15 protein-coding genes are annotated in these 12753 nt (G+C 65.7%); 10 read left to right on the plus strand and 5 right to left on the minus strand.

Annotated elements, in window-relative coordinates; genetic code table 11:
• Nucleotide 1 precedes the first annotated feature (1 nt).
• From P8Y39_05510 to P8Y39_05520, 3 genes are read right to left on the minus strand one after another with little or no spacing between them, the layout of a single operon-like run.
• The gene (locus P8Y39_05510) at nucleotides 2-568 is read right to left on the minus strand and encodes an epoxyqueuosine reductase QueH (protein ID MEJ2191794.1); all 567 of its coding nucleotides are present in this window, start codon (nucleotides 566-568) and stop codon (nucleotides 2-4) included.
• 46 nt (nucleotides 569-614) lie between these two features.
• Nucleotides 615-1712, minus strand: coding sequence for a sorbosone dehydrogenase family protein (locus P8Y39_05515; protein ID MEJ2191795.1), 1098 nt, complete (start codon nucleotides 1710-1712; stop codon nucleotides 615-617).
• Entirely contained in the window at nucleotides 1709-2032 is a 324-nt protein-coding gene (locus P8Y39_05520; GenBank protein ID MEJ2191796.1) for a cupin domain-containing protein, read from the minus strand. The genes P8Y39_05515 and P8Y39_05520 overlap by 4 nt, the downstream gene beginning before the upstream one ends.
• 125 nt (nucleotides 2033-2157) lie before the next feature.
• On the opposite strand from P8Y39_05520, the gene P8Y39_05525 reads away from it, so the two are divergent.
• From P8Y39_05525 to P8Y39_05550, 6 genes are read left to right on the plus strand one after another with little or no spacing between them, the layout of a single operon-like run.
• A complete protein-coding gene (locus P8Y39_05525) occupies nucleotides 2158-2838 on the plus strand; it encodes a YggS family pyridoxal phosphate-dependent enzyme (GenBank protein MEJ2191797.1) in 681 nt (226 codons plus the stop codon).
• The gene (gene proC / locus P8Y39_05530; protein MEJ2191798.1) at nucleotides 2835-3617 is read left to right on the plus strand and encodes a pyrroline-5-carboxylate reductase; all 783 of its coding nucleotides are present in this window, start codon (nucleotides 2835-2837) and stop codon (nucleotides 3615-3617) included. Before P8Y39_05525 ends, proC begins: the two co-directional genes overlap by 4 nt.
• A gap of 26 nt (nucleotides 3618-3643) precedes the next feature.
• Complete coding sequence (locus P8Y39_05535; protein ID MEJ2191799.1) at nucleotides 3644-3940, plus strand: YggT family protein; 297 nt, start codon at nucleotides 3644-3646, stop codon at nucleotides 3938-3940.
• Between the two features lie 20 nt (nucleotides 3941-3960).
• Nucleotides 3961-4461: a DivIVA domain-containing protein gene (locus P8Y39_05540; GenBank protein MEJ2191800.1), complete on the plus strand. Its 501-nt coding sequence runs from the start codon at nucleotides 3961-3963 to the stop codon at nucleotides 4459-4461.
• 3 nt (nucleotides 4462-4464) lie between these two features.
• Nucleotides 4465-5736, plus strand: a complete 1272-nt coding sequence (gene hisS, locus P8Y39_05545; protein MEJ2191801.1) for a histidine--tRNA ligase — start codon at nucleotides 4465-4467, stop codon at nucleotides 5734-5736.
• A gap of 47 nt (nucleotides 5737-5783) precedes the next feature.
• Nucleotides 5784-6158, plus strand: coding sequence for a response regulator (locus P8Y39_05550; protein MEJ2191802.1), 375 nt, complete (start codon nucleotides 5784-5786; stop codon nucleotides 6156-6158).
• A gap of 8 nt (nucleotides 6159-6166) precedes the next feature.
• On the opposite strand, the gene P8Y39_05555 is transcribed toward P8Y39_05550, so the two are convergent.
• Both P8Y39_05555 and P8Y39_05560 read right to left on the minus strand, forming a co-directional pair.
• Nucleotides 6167-7573: a YchF/TatD family DNA exonuclease gene (locus P8Y39_05555; protein ID MEJ2191803.1), complete on the minus strand. Its 1407-nt coding sequence runs from the start codon at nucleotides 7571-7573 to the stop codon at nucleotides 6167-6169.
• Between the two features lie 72 nt (nucleotides 7574-7645).
• Nucleotides 7646-8869: a 2,3-bisphosphoglycerate-independent phosphoglycerate mutase gene (locus P8Y39_05560; GenBank protein MEJ2191804.1), complete on the minus strand. Its 1224-nt coding sequence runs from the start codon at nucleotides 8867-8869 to the stop codon at nucleotides 7646-7648.
• Nucleotides 8870-9019: 150 nt separating this feature from the next.
• Here P8Y39_05560 and feoB point away from each other — a divergent pair, with 150 nt between their 5' ends.
• From feoB to queF, 4 genes are all read left to right on the plus strand, one after another.
• Nucleotides 9020-11011: a ferrous iron transport protein B gene (gene feoB, locus P8Y39_05565; GenBank protein MEJ2191805.1), complete on the plus strand. Its 1992-nt coding sequence runs from the start codon at nucleotides 9020-9022 to the stop codon at nucleotides 11009-11011.
• A 9-nt stretch (nucleotides 11012-11020) separates the two neighbouring features.
• Nucleotides 11021-11701 (plus strand): metal-dependent transcriptional regulator, encoded by a 681-nt coding sequence (locus P8Y39_05570; protein MEJ2191806.1) that lies wholly within the window; start codon nucleotides 11021-11023, stop codon nucleotides 11699-11701.
• Nucleotides 11702-11803: 102 nt separating this feature from the next.
• Nucleotides 11804-12256 (plus strand): transcriptional repressor, encoded by a 453-nt coding sequence (locus tag P8Y39_05575; protein ID MEJ2191807.1) that lies wholly within the window; start codon nucleotides 11804-11806, stop codon nucleotides 12254-12256.
• Nucleotides 12257-12367: 111 nt separating this feature from the next.
• Nucleotides 12368-12727 carry a preQ(1) synthase gene (gene queF, locus P8Y39_05580; GenBank protein MEJ2191808.1) on the plus strand — a complete coding sequence of 120 codons (360 nt, stop codon included), beginning with the start codon at nucleotides 12368-12370 and terminating at the stop codon, nucleotides 12725-12727.
• Nucleotides 12728-12753: the final 26 nt, after the last annotated feature.

Consider the following 12753-nt stretch of genomic DNA (forward strand, 5'->3'; position numbering starts at 1 on the left):
CTCAGGTCCCGGCTCGCTCACTCCGCGCTTTTCTCTCCGCCCTTTCCCTGTCGCGCTCGGCCTTGGAGTAGATGCACCCGCAGTAGTACTGGCGGTAGAGCCCCAGCTCCCGGGAGAGCCGCTCCGCCTCGGCCCAGCCCTGTTTGAAGTCCGGGGCGTAAAAGAGGACGCCCTGTTCTTCCTGGGCCTGCCTGCCCGCCTGGAGGATGAGGCCGGTCTTCTGATAAGGGCTCACCAGGAGCGAGGTCGTGAAACCGTCGAAGCCTTCCGCCCGGGCCCGCCGGGCGGTCTCCCGGAGGCGCAGGAGATAGCAGGCCTCGCATCGAACGCCGTCGTGGGCGCTTACCGCGCTTTTGAACTCCTCGAGGCCGTACCGGTCCACGTACTGGATATCAAGGCCCCAGAAGGTCTCCAGGGCCTTCAGGGCCTCCAGCCGGCGGGCGTACTCGTCCCCGGGATGGACGTTGGGGTTGTACCACAGGCCCGAAAGAGAAATGCCCTTCCCCCTTACGTGCCGGATGGGGAAAAGGGCGCAGTTGGCGCAGCAGAGGTGCATCAGGAGCCTCATGCCCTTATTATAACCGAAGACGGTCAGCCCGCTCCGGTAGCGGCGCTCACTTCCGGCCCGTGTAGGTAACCCGGTAGACGGCCCCGGCGTAATCGTCGCTTATGTAGAGCCCGCCCCGCGGCCCCTGGACGACGTCCACGGGGCGGCCCGTCTTGCCCCCGTCGGCGAGCCAGCCGCTTGCAAAGTCCTCGGGCGGCCCCGCTGGCCTGCCGTTTTTCATGCGAAAGGAGACGACCTTGTAGCCCACCGGGACGGTCCGGTTCCAGGAGCCGTGGAGGGCGACGAAGAGCCGCCCTCTGTACTCTTCCGGAAGGGAGCCGCCCGTGGCGAAGCACAGGCCCAGGGGGGCGCTGTGGGCCTGGATTGTGGCCACCGGCGGGGTGGTCTTCGGGCAGAAAGCCGCATTGTCCATCTCGGGGTCCGGCACCCTGTCGCCGTAGCAGAAGGGCCACCCGTAGTCGTTCCCCTCCTTGATGACGTTCACTTCCTCCGGGGGAAGGTCGTCGCCGAGCCAGTCCCGGCCGTTGTCCCCGCCGAAGAGCTCGCCGGTCTCCGGATGAAAGGCCAGGCCCACCGTATTTCTGAGCCCCCGGGCGATGACCTCGGCCCCCGTGCCGTCGGCGTCGGCCCTGATGACCGCGGCCCGCCTGGGGTCTTTCTCCACGCAGGCGTTACACGAGGAGCCCACGGAGACGTACATCTTTCCGTCCGGGCCGAAGACGATGGTGCGGGTGAAGTGTCTTCCCCCTCCGGGCAGGGGGAGCAGCTCCTGGCGTTTCCCCAGGTTCCTGCCTTCGGGCTCGTAGGGATAGCGGGAGACCATGTCGGTCTCGGCGACATAGAGGTATCCGCCGTGGAAGGCTATGCCGTGCGGTCTCCGGAGACCAGCGAGCACGGTCTCCGGGGCGGCGGCACCGTCGCGCTCGGGGAGGGCCACCACCTTTCCCTTCCCGGTGAGGGTAACGTAAAGGACCCCCGCGGGGTCGAAGGCCATGAAGCGGGCCCCGGGAAGCCCGCCGGAGAACATTTCCAGCCGGAACCCCGCCGGGGTCGTTATGCCCGAAAGCCGCTCGCCCCGGGGCGGGGCCGCCTCCGTGCAGGCGAAGAGGGCCAGGACGAGGGCCGCAGAGAGGACCTTCCTCACGGGGTCTCCTCCGCCGGGGTGACCACGGCCATCACCACCAGGGGCTCGCCCCTGTCGGCCCGGAACCCGTGGGGGACCATGGGGTCGCAGAGGATGCACGTCTTCTCGTCGGCCTCCCGGGACTCCTCCCCCACCAGGAAGGTGCCCCGCCCCTGCACGCAGTACATGAGCAGCCTCAGGGGGGCCTTGTGGGGCTCCAGGCTCTGCCCCGGCTCCAGGCACATGAGGGCGACGCGCATCTCGGGCTTGTCCGAGAGCATCTCCCGGGATATGCGGTCGGGGTAGAAACGTATCAATTGCTTCAGGTCGAGCGTCTCCATGCCGTTCTCCTTTCCCTCTCCGTTCTTTGGTGATGATAGCACTCCTCGGGGCGCGCGTCCATGGCCCGCCCCGTGCCGGGGCCGCCCGGAATTCCTTGCATTTTCCGGTTATTAGGAACTACTATATGTATGCTTTGTCCCTCGCCCAGAGCATAAGCACCGTGCGCGAAAGGATAGCCGAAGCCGCGGTGCGGGCCGGGCGGAGGCCCGAGGACGTGCTCCTGGTGGCGGTGAGCAAGGGCGTGGCGGTGGAGGCCATCGAGGAGGCCCTGGCGGCCGGCCTCACCGTGTTCGGGGAAAGCAAGGTGCAGGAGGCGGAGGAAAAGGCCCGGGCCCTCCGGGGCCGCAACGTGCGGTGGCACATGGTGGGCCATCTCCAGAGGAACAAGGCCGGGCCGGCCGTGAGGCTCTTCGACCTCATCCATTCGGTGGATTCGGTGCGGCTCCTGGAGGCCCTGGAAGGGCACGCGGCGGAGGCCGGCAGGAGCCAGCCCGTGCTCATTCAGGTAAACCTGGCCGGGGAGGAGAGCAAGTACGGGGTTCCGGAGGAGAAGCTCGGCCCCCTCGCGGAGGCCGCCCGGGTGCTCGAGAAGGTCAGGGTCGAGGGGCTCATGACCATACCGCCATTCGATGAGGACCCGGAGAAGTCCCGCCCCCTGTACCGGAGGCTGAGGGAGCTGGCGGAGCGGTACGGATTTCGGCACCTCTCCATGGGGATGAGCGGCGATTTCGAAGTGGCCGTCGAGGAAGGGGCCACCATGGTACGGGTGGGCACCGTCCTGTTCGGCGAGAGGCAATACGCATGATAGGCTTTATCGGCGGAGGCAACATGGCCGAGGCCCTCTTAAGGGGCATGGCCGGCAAGGGGCTCGAGGGCGTGCAGGTCTCCGAGCCCTCCGAGGAGCGGCGTCGGCACCTTGAAAGCGCCCTGGGGGTGGCGGCCTTCTATGACAACCCCCGCCTGGCGCGGACCTCGGACATCGTGCTCCTGGCCGTCAAGCCCCAGGGCATGGAAGCCGTGCTCGAGGAGATACGCGGCGCGCTCACGCCGGAGAAGACCGTGGTCTCCATCGCCGCGGGCATAACGCTCCGGTATCTGGAGGAGCGCCTGGGCACGCGGAAGCTCGTGCGGGTGATGCCCAACATGGGGGCCATGGTGGGCGAGAGCATGTCGGTCTTGTCCCTCTGCGAATGTTTCGCCGAGGGCGAGATAACGCCCGTGCGGGACATCTTCATGTCCTCCGGACGGGTGCTGGTGCTCCCGGAGAAGTACATGGACGCGGTGACGGCGCTCTCGGGGAGCGGGCCGGCCTTCCTGGCCCTCTTCGTGGAGGCCATGGCAAGGGCCGGGGAGCAGGCGGGCCTCCGGGAGAGCGACGCCCGGGAGCTTGCACTGCAGACGCTCAGGGGCACCGCGGCCCTCCTGGACAGCGGCCTTTCGCCGGAGCGTATGATAGAGATGGTGCGCTCCCCGGGGGGGACCACCGCAGCGGGGCTGGAGGTCTTCGAGAAAAGGGCCCTCCGGCTGACGGTGGCCGAGGCCCTCCAGGCGGCGGCCCGGAGGGCGGCGGAGCTGGCCCGGTAGGGACGGCAAAAAACCATGGAGGTGAGATGTTCGCATTGAGTAACTTCGTTTCCGCGGTCGCAACGGTCCTGGATATCGCGCTCAGACTTTACATGTGGGTGGTCATCATCGCGGCCATCATCACCTGGGTGAACCCCGACCCGTACAACCCCGTAGTGCGCTTCCTCTACGGCGTGACCGAGCCGGTCCTCAGGCCCATCAGGCGCCATCTCCCCATCGCCATGGGCATAGATTTTTCGCCGCTTATCGTTATTCTGGTCATAATATTCCTGCGGAGCTTCCTTGTCTCGTCGCTTTTTGAGCTGGCGGCAAGGATGAGATAACACAAAGGAGGGCAGGGGCCATGCGCATTACGCCTCTCGACATCCAGCAAAAACAGTTCCCCATCAAGATGAGGGGTTTCGACGTCGAGGAGGTGTACGCCTTCCTCGAGGTCGTCCGCGAGGAAATGGAGGAGCTTCTCCGGGAGAACGCCCATCTCAAGGAAAACGTCTACAGGATGGAAAACCAGGTCAAGCAGTACAAGGACATGGAGGTGGCGCTTCGCGAAACCCTCATCACCGCCCAGCAGATGGTGGAGGAGTACAAGCTCAATGCCCGGAAGGAGTCGGACCTCATCCTCCGGGAGGCGGAGCTCAACGCGGAGGCCATCCTGAAGGACGCCCAGGACAAGATGGTCAGAATTCACGAGGATATCGTGGACCTGAAGGGCATCCGGCGGCACTTCCGCGAGGAGATGAAGCGCCTCCTGGAGTCCCACGCGCGCATGCTGCAGTTCGACTACGAGCGCGAGGGCGAGGCCCCGGCGGAGCGCGAAGTAGCCGTGGAGGAGGAAGAGGAGTAGCCGGTGCCGTACAAGGCGGTAAAGGGCATGCAGGACATCCTGCCGCCCGACGTCTACGTCTGGCAGGCCGTGGAGGATGCGGCCCGGCGGGTCTTCAGGGCCTTCGGGTTCCACGAGATGCGCCCCCCCGTCCTGGAGTCCACGGACGTCTTTACCCGGAGCATCGGGGAGAGCACGGACATCGTGGAGAAGGAGATGTACACCTTCCAGGACAAGGGCGGGCGAAGCATCTCGCTCAGGCCCGAGGGGACGGCTTCGGTGGTGCGCGCCTACGTGGAGCATCATCTGCAGAGCGAGCCCTCTCCCCAGAAGTACTACTACATGGGCCCCATGTTCCGGTACGAGCGGCCCCAGAAGGGGCGCCTCAGGCAGTTCTACCAGCTTGGGGCCGAGGCCTTCGGGGTGGCCGAGCCCGGGATGGACGCCGAGGTCATCTCCATGGTTTGGACGTTCCTCGGGGAGGTGGGCCTGGGCTCTCTGAGCCTGGAGGTGAACTCCATCGGCTGCCGCCGGTGCCGGCCCGCCTACACGGCCGCACTGAGGGAGTATTTCTCCGAGAAGCTCCCCCTGCTGTGTCCGGACTGCCAGCGGCGCCACGAGCGTAACCCCCTGAGAATATTCGACTGCAAGGTGCCCGCGTGCGTGGAGCTCCGGAAGGGCGCTCCACGGGTCTCGGACTTCCTTTGCGGGGACTGCCGCGTCCATTTCGCCGCGCTCAGGGGATACCTCGAGGACCTGGGCATCCCCTATCGCGTAAGCCCCGAGATGGTCCGGGGGCTCGACTACTACACCCGCACCACCTTCGAGCTGACGACCGAGCGCCTGGGCGCGCAGAACGCCGTGGCCGCCGGAGGGCGGTATGACCGGCTGGTGAAGGAGTTCGGGGGACCGGACGTCCCGGCCATGGGGTTTGCCCTGGGCGTGGAGAGGCTGGTGGCCCTCATAAGGGAGGAGCGCGCCGTCTCCCCTCCCCGGCCCGAGCTTTTCGTCGCCTGCCTGGGCCAGGAGGCCTCCCGGGAGGCCCTGAAGATGGCCCAGGCACTGAGGGGCCAGGGGGTCTGGGTGGAGACGGGCTACGAGGGGGCGTCCCTCAAGAGCCAGCTCCGGCGGGCCGACAGGTTCGGGGCCGGGCTCGTCTTCATCATCGGCGAAGACGAGCTTGCCAGGGGACAGGTGGGATGGAAGGACATGGCCCGGGGGACCTCCGGGGAGGTCCCCATGGGAGAGGCTCTCCGTTTTTTCAAGGGGGAAAGAGACAAGGCACGGGTGAAGTAGGCCACCTGCTGAACGGGGGGAGGAGCCGGCGCCCCGAGGAGGCCACGATGAGCAAGGTTGCGGTGTTTGACGACGAGCCCTTCATCCTCATGATGATAGAGGACAAGCTCACCCGGGCGGGCATCGAGGTAGTCGCCTCCCGCCGGAGCGTGGGGGCCCTGGATTTACTCAAAAGGGAGCGGCCCGACCTCATCATCCTGGACTGGATGATGCCGGAGGTAAGCGGCATCGAGGTCTGCAGGCGTATCAAGTCGGACCCGGAGCTTTCGGGCATCCCCATCTTCATGCTGACGGCCCGGGCACAGGAGGAGGACATCAGGGCGGGCATGCGCTGCGGGGTGAAGAGATACCTCGCCAAACCCTTCAGCCCGAGGGCCCTCCTGGAGATTGTCCAGGACGAGCTGAGCAAGCAGCAAGGGTAGCCCGCCGCTCACCCCACCTCGTGGAGGCTGCGCACCTTGAGGGGTATGCCCAGCTCCGCGGCGAGCTCCTTGCACTTGCGCACATCCACGCCGGGGGCCTCCACCACGGTGGCGCGCACCACGGGGATGTGCTTTTTGGCCTCCCGGATGAAATCGAGCACCCCGGCGAAGGCTCCGCCGAAGACGGGGTGGCAGAGCTCCCGGTAGGTGTTTTCGTCCGGGGCGTCCAGGCTCACCGAGACCTCGTCGACGAGGCCCCTCAGCTCCGGAAGGATGTTGCGCCCGTGGATGAGGTTTCCGTGGCCGTTGGTGTTGATGCGGACGCGCCCGCCCCGCCCTTTCACCCACCGGGCCAGCTCCCTGACCAGGTCGAGCCTCATGAGGGGCTCCCCGTAGCCGCAGAAGACGACCTCGGCGTACCCGGCGGGGTCGCCTATGGCGGCCTGAAGCTCTTCCAGGGCCGGTTCCCGGCGAAGCCGGAGGTTATGGCCCTTGACGAAGTCCGAGTGGAACCGCACGCAGAAGGAGCAGCGGTTGGTGCAGCGGTTGGTGATGTTCAGGTAGAGGCTCCGCCGTATCTTGTAGACGATGGCCCCCTCCGTGGGCACCGCCGCCACCCCGAAGAGCTTCCCGGCATTGAGCGTGGTCATCCGGGCCACGTCCTCCAGGCTCACCTCCCTCAGCGCGGCCACCTCCCGCGCGGTGTGAAGAACATAGGCGGGCTCGTTGCGTTTCCCCCGCCTGGGGACGGGGGCCAGGTAGGGGGCGTCGGTCTCAAGGAGAAGGTACTCGTCGGGGATCGTCTTGACCGCTTCCCTGAGCTCATGGGCCCTGGGAAAGGTGACCGGCCCGGCCACCGAGACGTAAAGCCCCAGGGCCGCGGCTGTCCTGAGCAGCTCGCGGTCTCCGGAGAAGCAGTGAAGCACCCCCTTTGTGACGCCCGCCTCCCTGAGGATGCCGACGGTGTCCTGCGTGGCCTCCCGTGAATGGATGACCGCGGGAAGCCCCGCCTCCCGGGCCAGGGCGAGGTGCGCCCTGAAGACCTCCCGCTGGACCTCCCGGGGGGAGTGCTCGTAGTGGTAGTCCAGGCCGGTCTCCCCCACGGCGACGACCTTTTCCCGGCCGAGCCACGCCCTGAGCTCTTCACGGAGGGCGGGAGTGAACAGTTGCGCGTCGTGGGGATGGATGCCCACCGCGGCGTAAACTCCCTCGTGGGCCAGGGCCAGGGCCAGGGCCTTCCGGTTGCTTTCGGGGTCGGAGCCCACGGTAATCATGGCGGCCAGGCCGGCCTCCCGGGCCCGCTCGATGACCGCGTCCCTGTCCTTGTCGAACCGTGCCATCTCCAGGTGGCAGTGGGTGTCCACAAGGGGCGGGATGTCAGCCGGGACGCCCTTTTCTTCCGTTCGTTCCTTCATTTCTTTCTTTGGTGCGGCTCAGGCGCCGCGGTGGACTCGCTTGCCCCGCCTGAGGCGGCACGGGGAGGGGCATCAGGCACCGAACTTCTTGAGCCTCCCGGCGTTTGCCAACAGAAGGGGCATGAGCCCGACGGACCGGAAAATGCCCAGCTCGCCCCGGAGGCACTCCCGCTCCGAGAAGCCCTGCGAGAGCGCTCCGAGCACGTAGGGGGCCTTGATGAGGACGGGCACGGGGTGCCAACTGTGGGAGCGGAGCGCCGAAGGGGTGGAGTGGTCCCCCGTGATGGTCGCCACGTCGAACCCCAGCTCCAGGAGCTTGGGCAGAAAGCGGTCCACTTCCTCTATCTTGCGCTTCTTGGCCTCGAAATTGCCGTCCTCGCCGTAGGAGTCCACCTTCTTGACGTGGAAGAAGAAGAAATCATACTTGCCGTAGTTCCCCCTGAGGACGTCGAACTCCTCCCTCAGGTCGCCGGTGAGGTCCGGGGCGCGCATCCCCACGAGCTTGGCCACTCCCCGGTACATGGGATAGGCCGCTATGGCCAGGGCCCTCAGGCCGTACGCCTCCTCGAAAGAGGGCATGTCCGGAAGCTGGGAGAACCCGCGGAGGAGCAGGTAGTTGGCCTTTTCCTCCTCCTTGAGGACCTGGGCGGCCTCTTCAAGAACCTTCCGGGCCACCCCGGCGACCCTCTCGGCCTCTGGTGTCTCGGCCTCGATGGGCAGGGGTTCCTTGCCGGTCTCCTGGGGGTCGGTGTCCTCTATGCTCTGTGAGCCCGGAGGCATCTTCCCGGGGAACCTGAGCCTTATGGCCAATCTGTGCTCCATACCCTGGACGAAGGTGACCTCCACCCCGTCGACCTCCCGCACCCTCTGCTGAAGACGGGCGGTGAGCTTCTTGCCCTCCTCGGTGGGTATCCGGCCGGCGCGCCGGTCCTCTATGAGCCCGTCGCGCATGGTGGCGTAGTTGCCCCGGATGGCGATGTCGGTGTCCTTTATCTCCATGTCGAGCCCCAGGGCCTCCAGGATGCCCCTGCCTATCTGGTAAACCTGGGGGTCGTACCCGAAGAGCCCCAGGTGGCCCGGTCCGCTCCCCGGGGTGATGGCAGGCTTGACCGGCACGTGCAGGCCGCAGGCCCCCTCCCGGGCCAGGGCGTCCATGTGGGGGGTCTCGGCCGCCTCCAGCTCGGTCTTGCCCTTGTCCGGCCCCTCCGGGGCCGGCAACCCGCCCAGGCCGTCCATGACGAGCATGAGTATCTTGGAGGAATTCCTGACGACAAGGGGCCGGATAAGATCCTGCATGGAGGAAATATTAACCGAACAGAGGGGCATTTGCAAGGCGGAGCCGGGGAGGCCTCCCTGCCCGGACGGGGAGGTTGACAAAGGGGAGGGCGCTCCTGTACAATTGCGATTGAGTTTCAGTTACATATCGAGGGGAGGCTTTTTTCCGGCATGGGATGTCATGGTTCGCAGGCGACGGAGGTGCGCGATGCCCAGGGCGTGGGCCGGGTGGTCCTGGTGGGTAACCCCAACGTGGGCAAGAGCGTGCTTTTCGGGCTTCTGACGGGCAAGTATACCACGGTCTCCAACTACCCCGGCACCACGGTCGAGGTATCCCAGGGCAGCGCGACCATAGAGGGCGGGAAGTTTCTGCTGGTGGACACGCCGGGGGTCAACAGCCTCCTGCCCATGAGCGAGGACGAGCAGGTCACCCGGGACATCCTTTTGAGGGAGAGGCCTGCCAAGGTGGTGCAGGTGGGCGACTCCAAGAACCTCAGGCGCACGCTCTATCTCACCCTGCAGCTTGCCGAGATGGGACTTCCCGTCGTCCTCGACCTCAATATGGAGGACGAGGCCAGGGACAGGGGCATAACCATAGACGTAAAAAAGCTCCGCTCGCTTTTGGGCACGGAGGTGGTAAGCACCGTGGCCTCCGAGCGCCGGGGCCTCCGGGGCCTCCGGGCGGCCATCACCTCCGCGGAGACCGCGGCCCCGGTCCTGCCGGTACGGTATCATCCCTTAATCGAAGAGTACATCGAAAGGGTGGCCGCCCTTCTGCCCCGGGGAGGGGTATCGCGCCGGAGCTTGGCCGCCATGATAGTCTCCGGGGACGAGTCGCTGGCCCCATGGCTCACCGGAGAGCTGGAGCCCGCCCGCGTGCAGGAGGTGGAGGCCCTGGCCGACGAGTGCCGCCGCAGGTTCGCCGGCTCGGTGGGGCTGTCCGTCAACGAGGCCCGCATGAAGCTCGCCGGCGAGCTGGCCGGGCAGGTCATCAGCAAGGCCCCGGGCGCCAAGGGCTCGGTGGCCGCCTTCATCGGGAGGATGAGCATGCATCCCGTCTGGGGGATACCCCTCCTCCTTGCGGTTCTCTACGCCCTGTATCTCTTCGTCGGGGTGCTGGGCGCCGGTACGCTGGTGGACTTCATGGAGAATATCGTTTTCGGCCGGCACCTTAACCCCATGTTCGCCAAGGTCGTCGATACGCTCGTTCCCCTGCAATTCTTCCGGGACATGCTGGTCGGGCGCTACGGGATAATCACCATGGCCCTTACCTATGCCATCGCCATAATCCTGCCCATCACGACCACTTTTTTCATCGCCTTCTCCATTCTGGAGGACTCGGGCTACCTGCCCCGGCTGGCCGTCATGAGCAACAGGATATTCAACGTCATGGGCCTCTCGGGCAAGGCGGTCCTCCCCATGGTCCTGGGGCTGGGGTGCGGGACCATGGCGGTCATGACCACCCGCATCCTGGAGACCAGGCGCGAGAGGGTCATCGCCACCTTCCTCCTGGCCCTGGCCGTACCGTGCTCGGCCCAGTTGGGCGTTATCATGGGCATCATGGGCAGCCTCTCGGGCAGGGCCCTGTCCATCTGGATACTCACGGTGCTGGGCATACTGCTGCTGAGCGGTTTTCTCGCTTCCAAGCTGGTGCGGGGCAGCGAGCCGGAGTTCTTTCTCGAACTGCCCCCCATACGGATGCCCACGCTGGCCAACGTCATGGTCAAGACCGGCAACCGGGCCATCTGGTATCTGAAGGAGGCCGTTCCCCTTTTCATCTACGGCACCCTGGCCCTTTTCCTTCTGGACAAGCTCCACATGCTGGGGGCCATAGAGCGTTTCCTTTCCCCCGTGGTCACCGGCGTGCTGGGGCTTCCGCAGAGCGCCACCGAGGCGTTTCTCATCGGGTTTTTCAGGCGGGACTACGGTGCGGCAGGCCTGTACGCCCTGTCCTCGAAGGGCATGCTCACCCCGGTGCAGACGCTGGTGAGCCTGGTGACGCTTACCCTGTTCGTGCCGTGCCTTGCCCATCTTCTGATGATGATAAAGGAACGGGGAATGAGGCTCTCGCTGGCCATATTCTTCGCCATCATCCCCATTGCGGTGGCCGTGGGCGGGGTGCTCAACTGGGTTCTGAGGACCTTTGACATCAACCTTCTTTAAGGAGGAAAAATGACGGACGACAAGCCCACCAGGATAATGCCCGACGAGGCCACGGCCCAGGGCCTCTACGAGGACGAGGTGCTGGAGACCGTATGGCTCATCCGGGAGAGGCAGCCGTCGGTGGACTTCGAGGAGCTCCTCAAGGAGATGGGCAACGAGGAGGGCCTCCGCCGGATGCAGAAGAGAGGCCTCATCCAGATACAGGAGGGCAAGGTCATCCTCACCGAGGACGGGGAGCGCCGCGCCCGCGACATCACCCGGAGGCACCGGCTGGCGGAGCGGCTTTTCCATGACGTCCTGGACGTCAAGGACTTCGAGCCCGAGGCCTGCCGGCTGGAGCACGCCATCAGCCCCGAGGTGGAAGAGGCCATCTGCACCCTTCTCGGGCACCCCCCGGTCTGCCCCCACGGAAAACCCATCCCCCGGGGGAAGTGCTGCACCGTGTACGCGCGGAAGGTCAAGCCCCTGGTCAGCAGCCTGAAGGACCTGCAAGTGGGCGCCCGGGCCCGGGTGATGTTCATCAACGTGCCGGCCATGGACCGCTTGGCCTCCCTGGGGCTTGTGCCGGGTTCCGTCATCGTCCTTCACCAGCGGAAGCCCTCCTTCGTGATTGACATCGACGAGACCACCATCGCTCTGGACGAGGAGATTGCCAGGGGCATCTTCGTGAAGCAGGCGGAGGAGCAGTAGCTTGATGAGCAAACGGATTTGGTGTATCATGTTTCCCTCCGGGGGGCGTAAGGACGCGCCCCGTGCCAGGGGCGACCCGGGCGGCGGGGGAGCGGGAACGTGATGGGTGTCGAGAGCAAGATTGAGTATTTCAGGGATTTCATCCACGCCAAGGGCCTGAGGTACACCCCCGAGAGGGAGGCCATCGCCAGGGAGGTCTTCCGCAGGAAGGGGCACTTCGACCCGGAGGAGCTGCACCAGGCCCTCCGGCGGGAGGGACACAAGGTCTCCCGGGCCTCCGTCTACAGGACCCTTCCCCTCATGATGGAGGCGGGCATCCTCGAGCAGGTGGAGATGACCGACAAGCACGCCCACTATGAGCGGGTCATGGGGAGGGAGCATCACGACCACATGCTCTGTGTCTCCTGCGGGCGGGTCATCGAATTCTATTCGGAGGAGATGGAGAAGCTCCAGGAGCGGCTCTGCGAGGAGGAGGGCTTCCAGGGCGCCTCCCATACCCTGGAGATAAAGGGCTACTGCAGCAGGTGCAGAAAGAAGGCCCCCCGCCCGGTGTAAAAGGGCGCGGCATCCCGGGCGTCCCCCTCTCCGTCGGCGAGCAAGGCGGCTTCTGCACGACCGAAAGCCGGCAGGCTTTACAATCCCGAAAGGCCCGTGGTAGATTGCACTATGAAATACGGCGAACGTGCGATAAAAAAAGCAAAACTTGAGCTCTGGGACAACCCCGCCCCCGACAGGGACTACGAGATAGACATGAGCTTCCCGGAGTTCACCTGCCTGTGCCCCCGCTCGGGATATCCCGATTTCGCCACCATCGGGATAAACTACGTGCCCGACCGAAAGGTCGTGGAACTGAAGAGCCTGAAGCTCTATCTGAACTCCTTCCGGGGTGTTTCCATCTCGCATGAGGCCGCCGTAAACGCGATTTACGACGAGCTCAAGGCCAGACTCAAGCCCCGGCGGCTGGAGGTGGTGGGGGACTTCAACCCCCGGGGAAACCTCAAGACGGTGGTCCGGGTAGGGGGTTAGAACCTGTCTCAAAATTGCTTCCGGCT

It is taken from the genome of Nitrospirota bacterium (assembly GCA_037386965.1).
Taxonomy (GTDB): Bacteria; Nitrospirota; Thermodesulfovibrionia; order Thermodesulfovibrionales; family JdFR-86; genus JARRLN01.